This window comes from uncultured Anaerococcus sp. (assembly GCF_963512375.1).
Lineage (GTDB): Bacteria > Bacillota > Clostridia > Tissierellales > Peptoniphilaceae > Anaerococcus.
The window spans coordinates 1-21,573 of the sequence record NZ_CAUPMI010000012.1 but is presented as its reverse complement, the minus strand read 5'-3'; the positions used below and the strand labels follow the sequence as shown (position 1 = coordinate 21,573).

The following is a 21,573-nucleotide window of genomic DNA, read 5'->3' as shown; positions in this document are numbered from 1 at the left end:
TATTTTTAAATAATTTTCTAGAAGGAAATTTCTGGTATAATAAAGATAAATTTGTCTATAAGACAATAATTTATTTTATAATGAAAAGTGAAATTCTTTATGGAGAATGAATATATGATTAGAGTAGTACATGTACTAGGAAACTTATCTGTAGGTGGGGTTGAAAGCTTCATTATGTCAATTTATAGGCAGATGGATAGGGAGAAAATACAATTTGATTTTATAGTTCATAGGCTAGAAAATGAGGCTTGTCGAAAAGAGATAGAGGACCTTGGTGGGAGGATTTTTATTTTAGACAGGCTTGATTTTAAAAATCCCTTAAAATATATAAGGGACCTAGATAAAATCTTAGAAGATCATAAGGAAATATCAATCCTTCATTGCCACTTTAGAGGAACTGAAGCTTTGATCCTTAAAAGAGCCAAAAAACATGGCCTTATGACTATTTCCCACAACCACGGGGCCCAATCATATTCTAAGATCAAGTCCTTTATAAGGGATATTTTTAAAAAGGATATCATGAAGTATTCGGATATAAGGCTTGCCTGCTCTAATGAAGCAGGTAGTAACTTGTATGGCAAGGGGAATTTCATAAAAATAAATAATGGTATAGACCTTGATAAGTATAAGTTTAGCGAGCAGATTCGCCAAAAAATAAGGGAAGACTTATCTCTAACAAATACCTATGTTCTGATGAATGTAGGCAGCCTTTCTGAGATAAAAAACCAAGAATTTTTAATTAACCTTATGCCAGACCTTTTGAAAAAAGACCCTAGCCTTAGACTGCTTTTAGTGGGCCATGGCCCTATGAAAGATGACCTTAAAAATTTAGCCAAGGAATTAAAGATAGAAAAGCAAGTGATTTTCTATGGAAATTCTGATAAGGTAAATGAGCTATTGATGGCAGCTGATATCTTCCTCTTCCCATCACTTAGGGAAGGCCTTGGAATAGCGGCCATAGAAGCCCAGGCAGCAGGCCTTGTGACCTTGCTTTCGAAAGGTGTACCTGCAGATACATCCCTTAGCGAAAATGCTAAATTCATAGACCTTGATAAGGATAAGTGGATAAGGCAAATCCTTGATAATAAGGATATGACTAGACTAAATAATATCGATCAGATAAGAAAAGAAGGCTATGATATAAAGGAAAGTGCTGATAAACTTAGCCATATCTATAATAATTTAGTAAGTCAAAGCTAATAATTAAATACGAATTTGCTTTTAGTCCAGCCTTGGCTGGGCTTTTTCATTTTTTAAGTCAAATTTCGATTTTTAGGGCTTTTGAAGTATGATAAAATAAGAATTATTTTTAGGAGATGACTAGATGACTAATAAGAAACCTTATTATATTACAACACCAATATATTATCCAAACTCCAATTTACATATAGGAAATACCTATACATCAATAATTGCGGATGTTTTAAAAAGATATAAAAATTTGATGGGCTATGATGCTTATCTTGTTACAGGTACTGATGAGCATGGCCAAAAGATTATGGAATCAGCCCATGCCCATGGCAAGGAACCTCAAGAATTTGTAGATAAAATCGCAGCTGAAACCATCAAATTATGGGAAAAGCTTGATATAAATTATGACACCTTTATCCGTTCTACCGGCAAGGACCACGAAAAGGATGTAGTAGATATTTTTAATAAGCTTTATGACCAAGGAGACATCTACAAGGGCGAGTACAAGGGTTATTATTGTACACCTTGCGAGACTTTTTGGACTGAAAGCCAGCTAGAAGATGGTAAATGTCCAGATTGTGGTCGTGATGTTGAATACCAAGAAGAAGAGACATATTTCTTTAGACTATCAAAATATACAGACAAGCTTAAAGAATTATTCAAAGATCATCCAGAATTTTTGGAGCCTAAGTTTAGGCAAAAGGAAATGCTTAATAACTTCATAGACAAGGGACTTTCTGACCTATCTGTGACAAGGACTTCCTTTGATTGGGGAGTGGATGTGCCATTTGATAATAAACACGTAGTTTATGTGTGGATTGATGCCCTATCTTGCTACTTGTCAGCAATTGGCTTTGGCACTGACAAGGAGAAATTTGAGAAATATTGGCCAGCAAGTGTTCATTTAATCGGTAAGGATATTGTAAGATTCCATACTATTATCTGGCCAGCCCTTTTGATGGCCCTTGACCTTCCACTTCCAGAAAAAGTTTTTGCCCACGGTTGGATTTTATTTGAAAATGACAAGATGAGTAAGTCTAAGGGCAATATCATGTATCCAGAGCCACTAGTAGACCTTTATGGCAATGATGCCCTTAAATATTTCATGCTAAGAGAATTTAACTTTGGATCTGATGGGGACTTTTCTGCGAAGAAATTTATGGAAAGATACAATTCAGACCTTGTAAATGACCTAGGTAACCTTGTTTCAAGAACAACCTCAATGATTTCTAAATACAATGGCGGCATAATCGAAAAGGGTACAGAAACTGATAAATATGATGATGAATTAATTGCTCTAGCTGGAAAGACCTACGAAGACTTTGTAAGACTTATGGATGACTTTAAATTCAACGAGGCTCTTGAGACAGTTTGGAAGCTAATCCGCCGTGCCAATAAATATGTAGATGAGACTGAGCCATGGATTCTTGGCCGTGATGAGGCAAATCTTCCAAGACTAAATAGAGTTTTATATAACCTTGCAGAGACTTTAAGAATTGTAGCTCAATTAATCGAGCCAACCATGAAGGATACTACAAAACTTATCCTAGAAAAATTAGGCACAAGCAATAAGGGAATCGAATCTGCCAAGACCTTTGGCCTTCTAGAAGAAGGAAGCAAGGTATCAAAGGGCAAGAACCTATTTGATAGACTTGATGTTGATGAAGAGCTAGCTAAACTTCACGAGAAAAACAACGCCCTTATTCAGGAAAGACTCGTTGATAGCAAGGTAGATGATAAGAAGGAAGATGAAAAGGCTGAAATTGCCTACGAAGACTTCACCAAGCTTGACCTAGTTGTAGGGAAAATTGTAGAAGCAGACTTCCATCCAGATGCAGACAAGCTTTTAGTTTTCAAAGTCGATATAGGAACAGAGACCAGGACAATCGTATCAGGCATCAAAAAATGGTACAAGCCAGAAGATTTGCTTGGTAAAAATGTAATTGTTGTCAAGAACCTAGCCCCAAGAAAGATGCGTGGTATTGAATCTCAAGGCATGCTCCTTGCAGCAGACTTCGAAGATGACTTGACCCTTCTTTCAACCCTAGCCGACATCAAGCCAGGAAGCAAGGTATCTTAATGAAGCTAATAGATTCTCACGCCCACTTAACAAGCGAAGAATTTGACCAGGACAGGCTCTTTATCCTAAGAGACCTGTCTAATTTCTTTGTAGAAGCAGTGGTAAATCCAGGAACAAATCTCGCAAATTCTAGAGCAAATATTGACCTTGCTAAGGACTTTGACAATTTCTATGCCCAGGTAGGCATCCACCCATCAGACGTGGCAGAAATGGGAGAAAATGATCTAGAGGAAATTGAAAAATTAGCCAAAGAAGGGGCAGTAGCCATAGGAGAAATCGGCCTTGATTACTATTGGACCACAGAAACTAAGGACCTCCAGAAGGAAGTTTTTATCAAGCAATTGGAAATGGCCAGAAGGCTTGACTTGCCAGTTGTAATTCACAATAGGGATGCCACAGAAGATATAATGGAAATTTTAAAAGACTTTACAGACTTAAAGGTCCAAATCCATTGCTTTTCGACAGATGAAAAGACTCTTAAAACCTACATGGACTGGGGCTTTTACATCTCTCTTGGCGGAGTTGTAACCTACAAGGATGGCCTAAATGAAAAGCAAGCTGCAGCCCTTGTGCCACTTGATAGGCTCATGCTTGAAACAGATAGCCCCTACCTTACTCCAAAGACCTTTAGGGGTCTTAGGAATGATCCACGCAGGATAATAGAGGTTGCCCAAAAAATCGCAGAAATAAGGGGCCAAAAGCTATCAACCATTGCTAAGTGGACAAGCAAAAATGCCAAGGAGTTTTTCAACCTATGATAAAAGAATGCCTAGTAGTAGAAGGAAAAGATGATATAGCCAATGTCAAAAGGGCAGTTGACTGTGAGATGATAGCCACAAATGGCCTTGCCTTTGATAAGGACCTCATTGATAGGCTAAAGGCTATCAACGAGAGGTGCGGGATAATAATTTTAACCGACCCAGACTATGCCGGCAAGAAAATCAGGGCCAAGATTGCCAGGGAAATTCCAACAGCCAAGCACGCCTATATTGACAGAAACAAGGCCATCAAAAAGGGCGATTTGGGAGTTGAAAATGCTGAGCCAGAAGTAATCCTAGAGGCCCTAAAAAAGGCCAAGGCAACAAAAATTGATAAGGCAAGCGAATTTACCATGGCAGACTTATTTAATAATGGCCTTGCCATTGGAGAAAACTCTAGAGAAAAAAGGGCTAAGCTTGGAGATTATCTAGGCATCGGCTATTATAACGCCAAGGGCCTATTGTCAAAGCTTAATTCCTTTGGGATTAGCCGAGAAGAATTTGAAAGGGGAGTGGAAGCTTTATGAAAAAACTATATTCACCAAAAGTTGTAAAAGATATAATAGACCTTTATGGCTTTAGATTTTCAAAATCCCTTGGCCAAAACTTCCTCATTGACAAGAATTTTGTCGATAAAATCGTAGATGGGGCAGATGTGGCAGGGAAAAATGTTATCGAAGTAGGCCCAGGAATCGGGACAATTTCCTACGAGATGGCAAAGACTTGCAAAAAACTCGTCCTAATAGAAATTGACTCGACCCTAATTCCAATTCTTGAAGAAAATATGGAAGAATTTGACAATGTTGAGATCATAAATGCAGATATTTTAAAGACAGATCTGGTTCAAATCCAGGAAAAATATTTCGCAGGAGAGCCCTTTGCCTTTGTATCAAATCTTCCCTATTATATAACAACACCAATCATAGAAAAAATCTTTGAAGACGATGTAAATTGCACGTCTATGACCGTCATGGTCCAAAAGGAAGTTGCAGATAGGATGCTAGCTGATGAAAAAAGCAAGGACTACTCATCCCTATCAGTTTTTGTAAAATATTATGCAGATGCCAAAAGGCTTACCAATGTTCCAAAATCAGTCTTCATGCCAGCTCCAAAAATAGACTCGGCAGTCCTTAGGCTGGATTTAAGGGCCTATGATAAAGATGTGGACAGGGATAAGCTCTTTAGCCTAGTGAGGGCAGGCTTTGCCAAAAGACGCAAGACCATCCTAAATTCCCTATCGGCAGTGGCAGCTAAGGAAGATTTGAAGGAGGCCTTTGCAAATTTGGGCCTAAAAGAAAATCTCAGGGCAGAAAATCTCTCCCTAGATGATTTTATAAATATAGCAAATAGCTTAGAAAATTGTTAGGCTAGAGGGATCGTAGAGTACTTTATCTATGATCTCCTCTAGGCTTTTTTCTTTGATAATAATTTTATCAAGGCTAGCAAATAGTCCCTTTCTGTCATCAAAGTCAGCCAAATAAATATTATCACCAGGACTTGATAAGACCCAGGCATTTGGGTGGTCATCATCGCCCAGATTATTTATAGAATAAGGGAAATTATCAAAAATAAATTCGATTTCATGGCCTATTTCTAATAGCTTTTTAAGGTATTTGTAGGAAAAATTTTGATTTTTCATGACTCCTCCTTGTTTAAGATAAAAATTTGGGGGTATATTTCTAATTGAGACTTCGGTCTTATTTTTATTTTATACTAATTTTATTTTTTGGGTATATATTAAATAGAGAAAAAGAAAGAGGGATTATATGCACGATATTACAATTTACACATCAAACACTTGCGTTTTTTGCAAGGCAGCAAAACAATATTTCAATGAAAAAGGCATTGAATACACAGAAAAAAACATCGACAAGGACAAGGAAGCAGTTAACTACCTTATAGAAAAAGGCTACAGGGGAGTACCTGTAATAAACATCGATGGCGAAGACATCGTAGGCTTTGATAAGGAAGTAATCGAAGAAAAATTAAAATAATATAGAAGGGCCAGGTGACTGGCTCTTTTTGTGTGGGGATTTATCGATTAAAGTATTGATATTTTTATAGATAAATATATAGTTATTATACAGGAGGGGCTTATGGATTTTGTAAGAAATATTAAAGAAAAAACTGTAGCTATATCTGATTTTAACAAGGGTCAAGCTGGAAAAATTTTTGATGAGGTCAATAAAAAGGGACCTAAGCTTGTTTTTAAAAATAATTCTCCAGAATGTGTCCTAATATCAGTAGATGACTATAGCAAGTTATTAGATGAGATAGAAGACTTAAAAGACTTAATCTTAGCAGAAAAGAGGATGAAGTCCCTAAAAGAAGAAGATTTAATCAGCCAGGAAGAATTTGAAAAACTTGCAGGTATTAGTTTGGAAGATACCCAAGCAATTGATTTAGATGAAATCCTATGAAATACAAATTAGTTTTAACTAAGGATGCTTATAAGGATTATATGAGCCTTGATGGATCTATGAAAAAACAAGTGGATAAGATTTTAAAAAGAGTCCTAGAAAACCCACTTCCTTCAAGCCAGGGAGGTTATGGAAAGCCTTTAAGAAATAAAAATGGTCTTGATTTATCAGATTATCTAAAAATCAAACTTAGATCTTCAGGTCTTAGAATTGTCTATAAATTAGTTGAAGTTGACGGACAGATGCTAGTAATAATTATTGGAGCTAGGTCTGATTTGGATGTTTATAAAGAAGCCTATAGAAGAATAAATAAGTAAGCAGGGGCCGGGTGACTGGCTCTTTTTGTGTGGGGATTTTTCCTTATCAGCTAATTTACTTTGTTATATAAAAAATTATTTTAAAAATTTGTCCAAAAGTATTATAATTATAGGTAGGTTAATAAATATAAGTAAAATTTACATAGAAAAGAAAGAAGGAAATATGACTAAATACGATCCTGCCTCTACTAAGGCAGTTGAATTTATAAATCACGAAGAGATACTTGAGACCCTAGATTATGGTAGGGCAAATGCCCACAACAGGGACCTTATCAAATCTATCCTAGAAAAAGCGAAAAAGGCCAAGGGCCTATCCCACAGGGAGGCCTTTGTGCTTTTATCATCCAAGGAAGATGATCTCAATGAAGAGATTTTTAACCTTGCAAGAGAGCTTAAGCACAAGTTTTATGCCAATAGGATTGTCTTATTTGCACCCCTTTACCTATCAAATTATTGTGTAAATGGTTGTGTATATTGTCCATACCATGGACAAAATAGGACTATTCCAAGGAGAAAACTTAGCCAAGAAGAGATTAAAGAGCAGGTTATTGCCCTCCAAGACCTAGGCCACAAGAGACTTGCCCTAGAGGCTGGAGAAGACCCAATAAATAACCCAATCGAATACATCCTTGAATCTATCAAGACAATTTATGGAATCAAGCACAAAAACGGTGCTATAAGAAGGGTCAATGTAAATATTGCCGCTACAACTGTAGAAAATTATAGGAAGCTCAAGGAAGCTGAGATTGGTACCTATATCCTCTTCCAAGAAACCTATAACAAAAAACAATACGAAGAACTTCACAAGTTCGGTCCAAAATCAAATTACGAATACCACACAGAAGCCATGGATAGGGCCATGGAAGGTGGGATTGATGATGTGGGCATGGGAGTTTTATATGGACTTGATTCCTACGAATATGAATTTGTCGGCCAATTGATGCACGCTGAGCACCTTGAAGCTAGGTTTAACGTAGGTCCTCACACAATTTCTGTCCCAAGAATCCAGCCTGCAGATGATATAGACCCTGATGATTTTGATAATTCTTTATCAGATGATATGTTTGCAAAAATTGTAGCCTGCATAAGAATTGCAGCCCCATACACAGGTATGATTGTCTCAACTCGTGAGTCTGAAGCTATGCGTGATAGATTGCTTGAGCTTGGTATAAGCCAAATTTCTGGAGGTTCAAAGACATCAGTAGGTGGCTACACAGATGATGAAACAGTTGGCTCTGACCAATTTGAGCTATCTGACAATAGGAGCTTGGATGAGGTTGTTGACTGGCTTATAGCTAAAAACCACGTCCCATCCTTCTGCACAGCCTGCTACAGAAAGGGCAGGACTGGTGAAGTCTTTATGGGCATGGTCAAAGAGCACGGTATAGGCAATATCTGCCATCCAAACGCCCTAGTTACCCTAAAAGAATATGGAGTGGACTACGCAAGCCCACAAACTAAGGCTGATATCGACAAGCTAATAGAAAGAGAACTTCCAAACATTGAAAATGAAAAGGTAAGGGAGTCCACAAGAGAAAATATCAAAAAAGTTGAGGAAGGCATCCGTGACCTCTATATCTAAGACAGGCTTTAGTGAAAGATGTCATATAGGGATTTTTGGTAGGACTAATGCTGGTAAATCAACCCTTCTAAACTATCTGACAGGTCTTGATCATGCCATAGTATCTGAAAAGGAAGGGACAACTACTGACCCTATCAGAAAGGCCATGGAGATAACAGACTTTGGGCCTGTTGTCCTTGTTGATACTGCAGGTTTTGCAGATAAGACCGACCTATCAGAAAAAAGAATAGAAAAATCCTTGTCAGAGATAGATAAGATTGACATATTTCTCTATTGTCTGTCTGAAAATGATGACCTAAAAATCTTAGAGAAAATCAACAAGCCTGTAATCTTCCTTGCCATGCACATGGATAAGGATAGGGGAGAGAAAATCCTTGAAGAATTTAAGGATAAGGCCCCAATTCCCGTTGATATTAGAAATACCAAGGCAAGGGATGAAATCTTTGCTAGGATTAGAAAGATCTACAAAAAAGAAGACCTATCTATCACCAAAAACCTGGTAGGGTCCCACGATACGGTAGTTCTTGTCATGCCTCAAGATGCGGCAAGCCCTAAGGATAGGCTCATAAAGCCGCAAGTTATGACCATCAGGGAAATAATTGATAAAAATGCCACAGCTATTTGTACAAATCTGGAAAATTTTGAGGCGACTATTAAATCTCTTAATAAAATAGATTTGATAATCACAGATAGCCAGGTTTTTAAAGAAGTCTATGAGAAAAAGCCAGAAGGAGTCTTGCTTACAAGCTTTTCAGTCCTATTTTCTGCCTTTAAGGGGGATATAAATTATTTTGTAAGGTCAGCTGCAAGGCTTGATGATGATATCAGAAATATCCTAATAGCAGAAGCTTGTACCCATCCTCCTATAGAAGAAGACATAGGCACAGTCAAGATTCCAAAGCTCATAAGAAAGATCCACCCTGATGTAAATATAGATTTTGTAAGGGGCAATGACCCTATAGATTATGCAAAATACGACCTAATCATTACTTGTGGATCATGTATGTTTAATAGGACCCATGTCCTAAATAGGCTAGCAAAATCAAAAGAGGCTCATGTTCCTATGACAAATTATGGAATAACTATAGCCAAACTTACCGGCATCCTTGATAAAATCACCCTTCCAGATGAATAAATAAAAATTAATTTGACATAAAAAATCAAAGATGGTATTATATGACTATCAATTCGATAATAGATTTACAAACCATTTGAAGAGAAGAGTAGTTTAAGTGGATTTTCTACAGAGAGCCCTGTTTGGTGCAAAGGGGTGAATTAAAGCTTAGATGAAGATGGCCTCGGATGGGATGAGTCGATATGAGACTCATACGGGTATTCCCGTTATAGAAGAAGAGTATGTTTGTACTTGATGAGTGTATATTTGGGGTGACCCAGGTATAAAATAAGGTGGTAACGCGATAAAACGTCCTTATGTTTCCTTTTGGAAATGTAAGGACGTTTTTTTATAATCTATAAGAAGAGAAAAGAGAGAAAGATGATAGAATTAAAAAATATAAGCGTAGACTTTGATGGCTTTAAGGCTGTCAAGGATGTAAGTCTAAAAATAGAAGAGCAGGATGCCTTCGGTATTGTAGGCTTTTCTGGGGCAGGCAAGTCGACCCTAGTTAGGACAATCAACCTCCTCCAAAGACCAAGTGAGGGAGAGGTCCTAATCGATGGGGAAAACCTCCTAGATCTAAGCCAAAAAGACCTAAGGGCAAGTAGGAAAAAAATTGGAATGATCTTCCAACATTTCAACCTCCTAAACAATCTGACAGTAATTGACAATGTAATATTTCCAATCAAAAAAGATAAGAGCCTAAGCCCTGAAGAAAAAAGAGCCAAGGCCCAAAGGCTTTTGGAAAAGGTGGGAATTGGAGATAAGGCAGATTCCTATCCGAGAGAATTATCAGGAGGCCAGCAGCAAAGATGTGCCATAGCAAGGGCCCTAGCATCAGATCCTGAAATCCTACTTTGCGATGAGGCCACAAGCGCCCTAGACCCAAAGACAACCAAGCAAATCCTAAAGCTCTTAAAAGAGCTTAACCAAGAGCTTAAGCTAACCATAGTGATCATAACCCACCAGATGGAAGTGGTAAAGGACCTTTGCAACAAATGTGCAGTTATGCAGGGTGGAGAAATCATAGAAATGGGCACGACCCTAGAAATTTTCGCCAATCCTCAAAATGACCTAACCAAAGAATTTGTTGAAACCAGCACCAACACCAGGGAAACCATCGAGGAAGTTAAGGCCAACCTTGGAATCTTAAGGGCAGATGAGCAGCTAGCCAAGCTAAACTACCTGGGAGATGCCACAACAGAGCCAATCATAAATGAGCTAAATGAGAAATTTGGTATAAGAACCAATATCCTAGCAGGTAACATCGAATTTATAAATGGAACACCTGTAGGCAACCTCATCGTAACCATAAAGGGTGATGACAAAAACCTAAGCCAGGTAAGGGCCTACCTTAAGGATAAGAAGACAAACATAGAAATTTTAGGAGGTAAGGATGGGATTCTTTGACTATTCCCTATCAATCAAAGATAGGATAATAAATGATTTTTGGATAACCCTCTACATGCTAGTCGTTTCTGCCATATTTGCAGGCATCCTTGGACTAATACTTGGGGTGATAATGGTAGTTACTGATAAGGGAAGGATATTAGAAAATAAGGCAATCTATAGCATCCTAGATAAGCTAACCAACCTCTTTAGGGCCATACCTTTTGTAATCATGATAGCCCTAGTAGTCCCAATAACCAAGGCAATTGTAAATACCAGGATAGGGCCAACAGCAGCCATAGTTCCCCTAGTATTTTCAACAGCGCCATTTTTTGCAAGGCAAGTAGAACAAGCCCTAGCAGAAGTAGAACCGGGCAAGATAGAGGCGGCAGATGCCATGGGGCTAAGCCCCTTTGAGATAATAATAAGAGTATACCTAAGAGAAGGTCTTCCAAGCCTAATCAGGGCATCATCAATAACTCTAATCTCCCTCCTAGGCCTTACAGCAATGGCAGGCATAGTCGGAGCAGGAGGTATAGGAGATTTGGCCATAGCCCTAGGTTATCAAAGATACAAAGATGATGTGGTAGTGGTAGCGGTAGTACTAATACTTGTAATAGTCTATATAATCCAAGCCATAGCCAACTACCTAATAAGAAAAACAAGTCACTAAGCTAAAAGATTTTAATATATATTGTTGGAACGTCACTAAAAAAATATAAAGGAGAAAGAAATGAAATTAACAGCAAAAATCGCCCTAGCCCTAGGCCTAGTAGCAACACTAACAGCTTGCGGAAATGCTAGCAAGACAGAAGAAAAGGCGGCAGAAGCATCAAAGACAGAGACAGCAGAAAAAGCAGAAACAAAAGATGACAAAGGCCCAATCAAAATTGGTGTAGTAGGAGAATACAACGAAGTCCTAGAAGAAGTAATAAAAAGATATGAAGAAGGAACAGGTGATAAGGTAGAGCTAGTCAAATTTGCAGACTACAACCAACCAAACGAAGCCCTTCTAGCAGGAGATATAGACCTAAACGCCTACCAACACTACAAATTCCTAGACGAATTTAACGCAGACAGGGGATCTGATCTAGTATCAATCGGTGATACAATGCTAGCACCAATTGCCCTATTCTCAAATAAGGTAAAAAGCCTTGATGACCTAAAAGAAGGATCAAGAATAGCTATACCAAATGACCCATCAAACGGATCAAGAGCCCTATTCCTCCTTCAAGACGCAGGTCTAATCAAAGTAGAAGGTGAGCCAGGCGAGATAGTAGGCCTCGATAAGATAAAAGAAAATCCAAAGAACCTAGAAATAATCGAGATGGACGCATCACAAACATCAAGAAGCTTAGATGATGTAGACGCAGCAGCAGTAAACGACACCTTCGCTCTAGATGCAGGCCTAGATAGAAAGACAATAATCTATGAAGAAAATCCAAAAAGCGAATCAGTAAAACAATACATCAACATAATCGCAGCAAGAAAAGAAGATGAAAACAACGAAAGATATAAAGAATTCGTAAAATACTACCAAACAGATGAAACAAAAGCTGACTACGAGAGAATAACAAAAGGATCTTGGATACCAGCTTGGTAAAAATCGAATTAATCTTAAGATGAAATATACTAATATTAATTATTCTTTCATTAAAAACATGGAATAAGAAGAAAAAGGACGAGCTCGCAGGCTCGTCTTTTTTACATTGGTTATCATAATCAGCCTAAGTACGAAAATCACTATATTCGAAGGCTTGTGAAAATAAACATGTGCTTCGTTCATAGTAAACATAAACGCCATATCAGTACTAATAGACTTGTCTCTAAGAGCCGACGGGCTTGCGCTCCTTGAGCCGACGGGCTTGTTATCGGTCGATGCAAGGGGGAGATGTTGGAAGCTTTATAAGCAATCTCTCTCGCTTCGCTGCGAACCGCTCCGCGGGGCTCCTCTACGCGCCGGAGGGGCGTGCCCCTTTTCTCGACCGAAGTGGAGAGAACCATTACGCAAACTCAAATCCCAACACAGCCTAAGAGCGACAATTCACTGTATCCGAAGGATTTGAATGTGAATTTTTAAAGCTTACCTATCATTAAGGTCTTTTAGGTCATAAAAATCACACATCTTTCTCAATTTCTTAATAATCAAGCTATTTTTATTTCTCACAGTCTTTGGGCTTAGGCCTAGGACTTTTCCTATCTGATCGTAGTCCATATTTTCATAAAATCTTAACCTTATTATTTCCCTTTTCTTTTCATTTAGCCTAGTTAGGCTATATTTTAAGATTTGGTATCTTTCTGCCTCTTCTAGGTCAGATCCTATGTCTATATCGCTTGCTAGTAAATCTCCTATAACCCCGCCCTCAGTGGGTGTTTCTAGGGATATTTCTACTGGATTTCTGCATTTGTTCCAAAAGTAGTAGTTGAGCTTGTGTTTTAGGAAATTTCCGAAGCTGCCCTGGTCCACATCGTAGGCAAGGATTGCTTCGATTACAACCATCCTAGCTTCATCTATGGCTTCACCTCTTTCAAAAGCTGGGAAACGCCTGATTGTTGCAAGTATTAGGGGCATATAATCATCTATAATTCTTTGTGCATTGTCTAAATTTATCATATTTTCACTTCTTTCATAAAAGATCAAAGTCTACCAGCCGAGCTGGTAAAGGCGCCTTTTGACCTTGTCAATGTCTATATTAATACAAAATAGTGAAAATGTTTAATCGCCTTAAAGCCTATAAGATAGGCATTATCCGCCTTAAAAGCCATAAGAAAAATTAAAGCTCCTTCTAAAATTTTTTAAGCTAATTAGAAAATATTGGGACAAAATATTAAGTTTTGCTATATATAAATAGCACGTGCAAATTAAATAAGAAAGGAGTGGCGTACTTTCTGGGCTTGCCATAAATTTTATCGCAAGCCAGACTTAGCCAGCTTGATCCTAAGGAAAGAAAGCTTGCTAAGTTTTGCCGAAATTAATATGGATATATTCAAACTTATATCAGAGCTTGGCTTTCCAATAGTAATGAACATCATCCTGATAGTTCAAATAAATGGGAAGCTTGATAGAATCATTGAAGAAATCCAAAAGTCTTAGGCTTTTGGAGAAAGGAGTTTTATGGGAAATATAGAAAAGATGATTGATTTTGGCCTTGCTAAAGTCGGCAGGGTGGGCTATTCCATGGCCTATCCTTCAAGGCTTGGGCCCAAATTTTATGACTGCTCATTCTTTGTCCACTACTGCCTCATAGCAGGAGGCTTCCTCCCAAGGACAAGCCTAATCGGCTCAACAGAGACCCTCTTTAAGATGAAGGGAGTCTATCTAAAGGAAATCTATTCCTATAATGAAATCCAAAGGGGAGATATCTTTATAAGGGGTATCGAGGGAAAATCTCTAGGAGCAGGCGGTCACACAGGCATCTTCCTAGCTAAGGATAAAATCCTTCATGCTAATTATAGGCACAGGGGAGTAAGCATCTCCACATCAAGGGATGACCTTTATTCCTTCCTGGCCTTAAAAAGGTCCTATAAGGAAAGATATTTTAGGCCCATAGCAAGCTTAAGTCCAGGCTATGCCATTGTCGAAAAACTTGGCAGGGCCCTGGTTTTAAAAGCAGTAAATGTCAGAGAAAGACCCTCAACTAGGAGTGGTGTTCTAGCAGTCTATTATCCAGGAGAGGCCATCCACTATGACCAGGTCCTAGAAAACGAGGGCTACAGGTGGATATCCTATATAGCCCTATCAGGCAAGAGGAGATATGTGAGTATAGGTGATGGAAAATCAACTTGGGTTAGGATTTAAAAAAGAAAATCAAAAAAATCGGGACAAAAAGGCGGATTTTGCTATATATATACAAGGCGCCAATAAAAAAACAAAAAAGGAGAAAATATGAAAGTAAAAATTAAATATGAAATTGCAAATGCAGACGGAGATGTGAGAAAGACCTATACAAAGACCTTCTCACAAGTAAATCAAGAGGCAAGTGACGAAAACATCAAGACCTTCGCAAGTGCCTATCTAGACCTACTAAGCAATAATGGTCATCCTCTAAATTACGCAATCTACAAAGCAGATGACAAACTAATCGAAGAAGGAAAACTATCATAAGGATAAAGAAAGGAAAATAAGATATGGAAAAAACAATCGACAAAAAACTCAAACTATACTTCAAAGACGCAACAGGTAGCCAAAGGACAATAACAATAGATAAGCCAAAACCATCCTACACAGATACAGACATCAAGACAGCCATGGATAAAATGATAGGAGCAAATGTCCTCATGACAAGCAAGGGACCTATAGCCACAAGGGAAAAAGCTCACGTAGAAAAAATAGAAAAAAATCCCTTCCAAGTAAAATAAGATCAAAAAGCCAGCCAAGTGCTGGCTTTTTGTATGAGAATTTAAACTAGGTTCAGAGAGACTATTTACATTTTCGCTTTTATATAAAATTATTAAAGCGAAAATGAGAATGTTCTGAATTAAATTAATACATATTGCCTGGACTTTGTAATGACAATGTATTTACTATAAACAAATATTCTTATATAATAAAACAAATGAGATGAGAAAATGGCTACAACGAATTTGAATATAAGAACAGATAAAGAAATAAAAGAAGCAGCAGAAAAAATCTACTCCAGTCTAGGTTTAAATATGACTACTGCAATTAATATGTTTTTAAGGGCAAGTATTAGAGAAAGTGGCATTCCTTTTGATCTCAAACTTAACCAGCCAAACGAAGAAACCATAAAAGCTATAGAAGAAGGAAGAAGAATAGGCAGAGATAAAAATGTTAGATCTTATGATAATATAGATGAATTGAGGAAAGCCCTTGAAGTATAAGATAAAGTTTATTAAATAAATATTAGAGATATTAAGCACTTACTAGTTTTAAGGTGCTTTTTTGATGATCAAAATAAGGGGGGAAGCTATTGTTAAATATAATATTGATACAAAGCTAAAACTGATATAAATAAAGAGCACCTAATTTATAGAATTATGACGCCCCTTTTGAAGATGACGGGCTTGCTTTTTACACTAGAAATGTGAGTGGGGTTATGGCTATCAATTGTCTTTTAGGAAATAGCGCCACTATGGATTAATCCTTTCCCACCCCGAACGAACATCGTGAGGAAGTAAGCCCGTCCGAATATCGCTTCTTCGAAGCTCTCCGTGTTACCGCACTATTATTCGGCGTAAAAAAATTGCCCTAGCGGCCGAGAGCGACCAAATCAAGGCATGTTTACGTGGCTCGTAGAGGACTCTCATGGTTCTTTTTATAAAGGGATTGGTTAATTCAACGGGCCATGTGTGTACTTATCATAGCCAAAATAACCAAAATGGCGAGATTAATCTCGCCAATCTTGATTTATCTACGCCAATTTCACTTTAATGGCGAGAAAGGATTGATCATACAAATAGAAAGTGGAAGGGCTACTAAATATATTAAAGTCAAAGACAGACCCTAGCATAATACGTTACTATATTCGAAGGCTATATAAACCAATTACCGATGTAAACACAAAACCCAAATATAATAATCTATGGGATTTCTCCCTGTAGGTCGAAATGGGAGGGGTGCTTGTCATTTACTTTTTATTCGAGGATATATGATTTATATCTATATAAGAAATCATTTATGGATTTACACATACTGTAGGAAAAACATTCACACCCCGACAGAGCTTGCGACGAGGGGTCTCATGGTTCTTTTTATAAAGAGATTTGTATCTACATCGGGCTATTTGGGTACTGAATTAAGCATAAACCAATTACCGATGTAAACACAAAACCCACGATATACAAAACCATGAGATTTCTCATTTCATTCGAAATAGGAAGGGGACTCGGTTTCTGATTTTATTAATATTTCTTATAATAATACTACCTTTACATAAACTCCTGTATTCACTAATAATATGGATTGCCTCCCCTTGTCTCGAGCTTGTCGAGAGACCTATTACGAAAACTCGAATTACAAGATAAACTAAGCACGACATGCTGCTATATTCTATGGCTTGTGAAAATAAACTTATGCTTTGTGCATAGTAAAAAATATCACCTAAGTGGTACTAATAGACTTCTCGACAAGCCACGATAACATGCCTTGATTTGGCATGTTATCGCCGAATGATAGCGCGGGAGCGCGGAGAGCTTCGAAGAAGCGGCATTCGTACGGGCTTGCACGTTGCTCGAAGCAAGGGAGAGAGTTGGAAGCTTTAAAAGCTTCCTTCATTATCCCTTTTCTCGACCGAAGTGGAGAGAACCATTACGAATACTCAAATCCCAAAGTAAGCCTTAGAACGACAATTCACTATATTCGGAGGCTTGTAAAAATATACCTGTGCTTTGTGCATAGTTAATGATAATATCTAACAATTTCTTTAGGCTTCTCGACAAGCTCGAAGCAAGGGAATAAGTAGGAAGCTTTAAAAGCTTCTTTCTCGCTTCGCTGCAACCGCTCCGTACGGGCACTCTGTGCGCCGGAGGGGATAATTTCGAGCTAAAGCTCGACCATTTCATGGAGAGTCCTCCACGAGCCGGACGGGCTTGCTCCTTGTCTCGAGCTTGTCGAGAGACCTATTACGAAAACTCAAATTCCAAGAAAGCCTTATCACGAAAATTCGCTATATTCGAAGGCCTTATAAGAAAACCTATACCTTTTTATTTATCTGGTTTCTCCTATTCAGACTCATTTTCTTACAAATCCTTCACCAACTCTCTACAAAAACTCTTAATTACCATATCACCACTTCACCCAAACCCAGTCTGAGACTCGTTTTCCTCTTTATCAATTTTTATAAAATTTAAATTCGAGAAAGTTGATAATTTTTTGGAGTAATTCATCTTATTGTCAATTAAAGTAAATATTAATCAAATTGTAAAATATACATAGCTTACATAATTCCCAGAACTATGCCATTTTTCTAATCATAATTTCCTGATTCTAAAAGCAGGTAAATTAACCTAAAAAACAAGTCACCACCTAGTTTTCAAAACTAGATTCATATAACTTTTAGATATATTGGGAAATTTAAAATCTTGATGGAAATGAGTTGAATAGAGATTTGGAAGATGTATATTATAAATATCCAGAGTGGCGCAATGACACTCGATAGATTGCAAATGATTTCTGCCTATTTTATTTATCGGTGGATAAATTGGGACCTGTTCGCCTATAACTTTATCACGATAAATGGATTGACCAGATCATTAAGCCAAAAATTTATAAGGAGATATTATGAAAGAAAGAAAAGCAGAATTACAAAAGCTTATTGATTTCAAAAAGTTAAAGGGTGCTAATAGAAAACCTAGATATGCTACCAGAAAGCTATCTATAGGCTTAGTATCATGCATGCTAGGATTTGTACTTTTAGTAAGCCCACAATCAGTAGAAGCTTCTGAAGTAGCTTCTGATGCACCAGCTGCAACAGAAGGAGCAGAACCAGCTAATGAAGAAAAAACAGAAGCTAAAGAAGAAGTAAAACTAGAAGCTCCTGTTGAAGAAAAAAATCAAGAAACAGAAGCTCCAAAAGCTGAACCAATAGCTGCACCAGCTAAAGCTAGCGAAAAATCAGAAGATAAACTAGCTAATAAAGAAGAAGATAAAAAAGAGGAAGTCAAGGAAGAAAAAGAAGACCTAAGCGAATATAAAGCAGCTGCTATCGCAAAAATCGAAAAAGCTTTCGAAAATGTAGATGCAGAAAAATCTTCTAAAACTCTTGAAATATATAAAGAAGAAGTAGAAAAAGCAGAAAGCAAAGAAGCAATTGATAAAATTGTAGAAGATGCTGAAAAAGAACTTAAACTTGAAGAAAAAAAAGAAATTAAAGAAGAAAAAGCTAAAAAAGAAGAAGCTAAATCTGAAAAAAGTAGAAAAGTTTACAGCTGAAGAAAAGGCAAAACTTGTTAAAGCAGGTATTTCTGAAGAAAGAATAGCCAACCTTGAAAAATCTTATAATGCTCTTAAGGATACTTATAAGCGTGAAGACTTCATTGCTGCATCAATTTTAGTATCAAACAACGGTCAAAATATTGAAAATATGGCAAAAGGAGCTCAAGAAACAGCTCTAAGGGAAGCAGCCGAAAAACATGCTAACCTTACAGAAGACCAAAAGAAAAGAGCTGGTCAATCTGCCAATAACTGGAAAGAAGAAATTTCACAAGACAATGACTACTGGCAAGTAGAAAAAGGTTGGCAAGGTAGAAACTTAGGAGGAACATCTAGTATAGGTATGGCTCTAAGTGAGGTTAACTATCTTGGAACATACACAGATGCCAATGGGAATGATGTTATAAGATTACAATGGCAAGGAGACGCTAGGTCTAGTATGCCATGGATGAACAACTTATCCCTAGCCTTTAAGTTCCAAAAAGACTTATATGAAAAAATTGATTGGGATAAGTCTTATGCTTATTCATCCTATGGAAAAGAAGAAAAATTCTTATTCAACAATGTAAAATCTTCAGATTATCAAGCTGAATTTACTTTACCTCAGCTAGCTAAGTCTTATAGTAAAATGTACGAACTACCAATCAATTTAGTGTTAAAAGATGGGGTTAAGATTGCTGATTTAGGAAAAAAAGATTACCTAATCCAACACAGAGGACTTGACATTGATAAAAAATTGGTTTTAACTAATGTTCCTGGTACTCAAAGAGATGTTGATCTTAATACTATTGAATATGGACAATTCACAAGATCTACTATTGTCCCATTAAATTCGAACCTTAATAACGATGTAATCCCTGCTAACTCAAACAAAAAGTCAAATGAACAAAGATTTGGTACAAGTGAGTACGATAGTGATAAAAAAGTTATTAGAACAAGACACTATTATATAAAATCTGACTCTATTGACTCATATTTAGGTAATGTAGGATTTACCCAATCATTTGATGCAAGATTACTTGACCTACTAAAAGAAGATGAAAAAGGTAATGTAGCTTATCTAGATGTAAACACAATAGATAATGAAAAAGCATATAAAACTACACCAAAGGTAGCTATAAAAAGAGATCAAATAAACGTTAAAAACGGAGTTGCTACTATCTATGTAGTAGGTTCTGACTTCAAGTCAAATCTAGAAGAGACAGGAATTAAGGTAGTACGTGCAACATCAGGAAATATAAAAACAGGTATTTATTCAACCATATTTAAGACATATACAATTAACTATGTAAACACTTCAATTGAATATAATGTTGATGAGGATATGATTTCAAAATTATTCCCTCAAAACAAATATCTACAAGCCTATGCTTTTAGTAGTGGATTTGTTCACGAAAACAAAGATGGTTTCCTAAGATCAGACCAAGAGGTAAAGGAAGATACTGTAATTAAAAAAGGTGATAAGCTTACCCTTGAGTTTAAAGATAGAATTAATAGCAAAGGCAACCAATATGTAATGCAAATTGGTGAAACCTACCACCTAATGAATGATGCTTCAGCCCCAGAAGGAGCTGAAAACTTTGAAACAATTTCTGAAAGAAACGAAGGCGGAATCCTAGCATCTAATAGGAATATGAAATATGATATCACCATGCAAGCTGGTAGAACACTATCTGCTGGTGAGAAGATTAGACTATGGATAATCAATGACAATGGTCAAAAATACGAAAGCCATAGCTGGAGACTATTCTTAAATACAGGTAATGCGGCAACAGATAAAGATATAGTAAATGTTGAAGGTGAGAACACATTTAAAAAAGATTATAGTCCTTACTACTTCCAACACTCAAAGAGCATTGATGGTGTAATGGTTACTAAGTACAAATATGTACCACAAGTAGAAGAAATCTTTGATACTGACACAGAGATTAAGGGTACTGTACGTAAAGATGGAAATAATGTAACAGGATACTATATAGCCCCATCAGGTGAAAAGTTCTACTTCGATACAAAATTAGCTGCTGACAAAAACTCTGCTGAAACTATCATACTAGATGAAAATGGTAGAAAAGTAGAAGCGGGAGATGAAAAATACGATGCTGTTTATAAGTATGCTCTTGGCCAACTAAAAACTGAAGATGGCGATGGTCTTAAATTAAAGAAAGATATGCCTATTTATATAAATACAGCTAGAAAAGGCCAATTCCCATCAGACCCAGTTATCGAAAAAGTTAAGTCAAGAGTCACATTTGACCAAAACTACGAAGGAAAACCAGAAGATAAGGTAGTTGTAGCTCCAGAAAACGAACAATATCTTGGAAATGCTGGTTACACACCAAACGGTCTTGACTACAATGGTAAAAACGTAATGCCAGAAAATCCAACAAGAGAAGGATATATCTTCAAAGGCTGGGCAACAAAAGCTGACGCTACAGAAGCAGACTTCACAAAAGATACAGCAATAACTGAATCATTAAAAGTTTATGCAGTATGGGTTAAAGAGGATGAAGCAAAAGACGCTGACAAGTATGAACCAGAAGTTAAGAAGGAAGAAATCGAAAAAGGTGGAAAAGTTGACTTAACAGACAACGTAACAAACCTAGACAAACTTCCAGAAGGAACAAAAGTAGAAGATGTAACTCCAGAAGGAACAATCGATACAAACAAACCTGGCGACTACACAGGAAAAATCAAAGTAACTTACCCAGACGGATCAAGTGAAGAAAAAGAAGTACCTGTAACAGTAAAAGATACAACACCAGCTCAAAAAGATGCTGACAAGTATGAACCAGAAGTTAAGAAGGAAGAAATCGAAAAAGGTGGAAAAG

Annotated in this window: 22 protein-coding genes and 1 other annotated feature; of the genes, 20 read left to right on the top strand and 2 right to left on the bottom strand. The window is 37.2% G+C overall.

Annotated elements, in window-relative coordinates:
- Positions 1-114: 114 nt before the first annotated feature.
- The 5 genes from RRB46_RS06410 to rsmA all read left to right on the top strand — a co-directional run bounded on the left by RRB46_RS06410 (position 115) and on the right by rsmA (position 5,395).
- A complete protein-coding gene (locus RRB46_RS06410; RefSeq protein WP_311537898.1) occupies positions 115-1,200 on the top strand; it encodes a glycosyltransferase in 1,086 nt (361 codons plus the stop codon).
- A 124-nt stretch (positions 1,201-1,324) separates the two neighbouring features.
- Positions 1,325-3,271, top strand: a complete 1,947-nt coding sequence (metG, locus tag RRB46_RS06405) for a methionine--tRNA ligase (protein ID WP_311537897.1) — start codon at positions 1,325-1,327, stop codon at positions 3,269-3,271.
- Positions 3,271-4,029: a TatD family hydrolase gene (locus RRB46_RS06400; protein WP_311537896.1), complete on the top strand. Its 759-nt coding sequence runs from the start codon at positions 3,271-3,273 to the stop codon at positions 4,027-4,029. The genes metG and RRB46_RS06400 overlap by 1 nt, the downstream gene beginning before the upstream one ends.
- Positions 4,026-4,556: a ribonuclease M5 gene (rnmV, locus tag RRB46_RS06395; protein WP_311537895.1), complete on the top strand. Its 531-nt coding sequence runs from the start codon at positions 4,026-4,028 to the stop codon at positions 4,554-4,556. The genes RRB46_RS06400 and rnmV overlap by 4 nt, the downstream gene beginning before the upstream one ends.
- Entirely contained in the window at positions 4,553-5,395 is an 843-nt protein-coding gene (gene rsmA / locus RRB46_RS06390; protein WP_311537894.1) for a 16S rRNA (adenine(1518)-N(6)/adenine(1519)-N(6))-dimethyltransferase RsmA, read from the top strand. The genes rnmV and rsmA overlap by 4 nt, the downstream gene beginning before the upstream one ends.
- Here rsmA and RRB46_RS06385 read toward each other — a convergent pair.
- Positions 5,381-5,668, bottom strand: a complete 288-nt coding sequence (locus RRB46_RS06385) for a hypothetical protein (protein ID WP_311537893.1) — start codon at positions 5,666-5,668, stop codon at positions 5,381-5,383. The two genes, rsmA and RRB46_RS06385, sit on opposite strands and share 15 nt — an antisense overlap.
- Before the next feature lie 127 nt (positions 5,669-5,795).
- On the opposite strand from RRB46_RS06385, the gene RRB46_RS06380 reads away from it, so the two are divergent.
- From RRB46_RS06380 to RRB46_RS06345, 8 genes are all read left to right on the top strand, one after another.
- Positions 5,796-6,023, top strand: coding sequence for a glutaredoxin family protein (locus tag RRB46_RS06380; RefSeq protein ID WP_106460892.1), 228 nt, complete (start codon positions 5,796-5,798; stop codon positions 6,021-6,023).
- 102 nt (positions 6,024-6,125) lie between these two features.
- Complete coding sequence (locus RRB46_RS06375; RefSeq protein ID WP_106460891.1) at positions 6,126-6,449, top strand: type II toxin-antitoxin system Phd/YefM family antitoxin; 324 nt, start codon at positions 6,126-6,128, stop codon at positions 6,447-6,449.
- Entirely contained in the window at positions 6,446-6,766 is a 321-nt protein-coding gene (locus RRB46_RS06370) for a type II toxin-antitoxin system RelE/ParE family toxin (RefSeq protein ID WP_311537892.1), read from the top strand. Before RRB46_RS06375 ends, RRB46_RS06370 begins: the two co-directional genes overlap by 4 nt.
- Positions 6,767-6,929: 163 nt before the next feature.
- Positions 6,930-8,348 carry a [FeFe] hydrogenase H-cluster radical SAM maturase HydG gene (gene hydG / locus RRB46_RS06365; RefSeq protein ID WP_311537891.1) on the top strand — a complete coding sequence of 473 codons (1,419 nt, stop codon included), beginning with the start codon at positions 6,930-6,932 and terminating at the stop codon, positions 8,346-8,348.
- Positions 8,332-9,483 carry a [FeFe] hydrogenase H-cluster maturation GTPase HydF gene (hydF, locus tag RRB46_RS06360; RefSeq protein ID WP_311537890.1) on the top strand — a complete coding sequence of 384 codons (1,152 nt, stop codon included), beginning with the start codon at positions 8,332-8,334 and terminating at the stop codon, positions 9,481-9,483. Before hydG ends, hydF begins: the two co-directional genes overlap by 17 nt.
- Positions 9,484-9,550: 67 nt before the next feature.
- Positions 9,551-9,782, top strand: a binding site (T-box leader).
- Positions 9,783-9,843: 61 nt separating this feature from the next.
- On the top strand, positions 9,844-10,875 hold the full coding sequence (locus RRB46_RS06355) for a methionine ABC transporter ATP-binding protein (protein ID WP_311537889.1): 1,032 nt from the start codon (positions 9,844-9,846) through the stop codon (positions 10,873-10,875).
- Positions 10,862-11,527, top strand: coding sequence for a methionine ABC transporter permease (locus RRB46_RS06350; RefSeq protein ID WP_311537888.1), 666 nt, complete (start codon positions 10,862-10,864; stop codon positions 11,525-11,527). Before RRB46_RS06355 ends, RRB46_RS06350 begins: the two co-directional genes overlap by 14 nt.
- 60 nt (positions 11,528-11,587) lie before the next feature.
- Entirely contained in the window at positions 11,588-12,457 is an 870-nt protein-coding gene (locus RRB46_RS06345) for a MetQ/NlpA family ABC transporter substrate-binding protein (protein WP_311537887.1), read from the top strand.
- Between the two features lie 480 nt (positions 12,458-12,937).
- Here the strand turns inward: RRB46_RS06345 and RRB46_RS06340 are convergent, their stop codons facing one another.
- Complete coding sequence (locus tag RRB46_RS06340) at positions 12,938-13,468, bottom strand: sigma-70 family RNA polymerase sigma factor (RefSeq protein WP_311537886.1); 531 nt, start codon at positions 13,466-13,468, stop codon at positions 12,938-12,940.
- Positions 13,469-13,807: 339 nt separating this feature from the next.
- Between RRB46_RS06340 and RRB46_RS06335 the strand changes: the two genes are divergently transcribed.
- The 7 genes from RRB46_RS06335 to RRB46_RS06305 form a co-directional block, all read left to right on the top strand.
- Positions 13,808-13,948, top strand: coding sequence for a YvrJ family protein (locus RRB46_RS06335; protein ID WP_311537885.1), 141 nt, complete (start codon positions 13,808-13,810; stop codon positions 13,946-13,948).
- Positions 13,949-13,969: 21 nt separating this feature from the next.
- Positions 13,970-14,653 carry a peptidoglycan amidohydrolase family protein gene (locus RRB46_RS06330; protein ID WP_311537884.1) on the top strand — a complete coding sequence of 228 codons (684 nt, stop codon included), beginning with the start codon at positions 13,970-13,972 and terminating at the stop codon, positions 14,651-14,653.
- 87 nt (positions 14,654-14,740) lie between these two features.
- On the top strand, positions 14,741-14,959 hold the full coding sequence (locus RRB46_RS06325; protein ID WP_296128351.1) for a hypothetical protein: 219 nt from the start codon (positions 14,741-14,743) through the stop codon (positions 14,957-14,959).
- 23 nt (positions 14,960-14,982) lie between these two features.
- Positions 14,983-15,213: a DUF2922 domain-containing protein gene (locus RRB46_RS06320; RefSeq protein WP_296128354.1), complete on the top strand. Its 231-nt coding sequence runs from the start codon at positions 14,983-14,985 to the stop codon at positions 15,211-15,213.
- A gap of 210 nt (positions 15,214-15,423) precedes the next feature.
- On the top strand, positions 15,424-15,696 hold the full coding sequence (locus tag RRB46_RS06315; protein WP_311537883.1) for a type II toxin-antitoxin system RelB/DinJ family antitoxin: 273 nt from the start codon (positions 15,424-15,426) through the stop codon (positions 15,694-15,696).
- A 2,398-nt stretch (positions 15,697-18,094) separates the two neighbouring features.
- Positions 18,095-18,745, top strand: a complete 651-nt coding sequence (locus RRB46_RS06310) for a YSIRK-type signal peptide-containing protein (protein ID WP_311537882.1) — start codon at positions 18,095-18,097, stop codon at positions 18,743-18,745.
- Positions 18,663-21,573: Rib/alpha-like domain-containing protein (locus RRB46_RS06305; RefSeq protein ID WP_311537881.1), on the top strand; the 2,911-nt coding region annotated here is incomplete at its 3' end. The genes RRB46_RS06310 and RRB46_RS06305, both read left to right, overlap by 83 nt.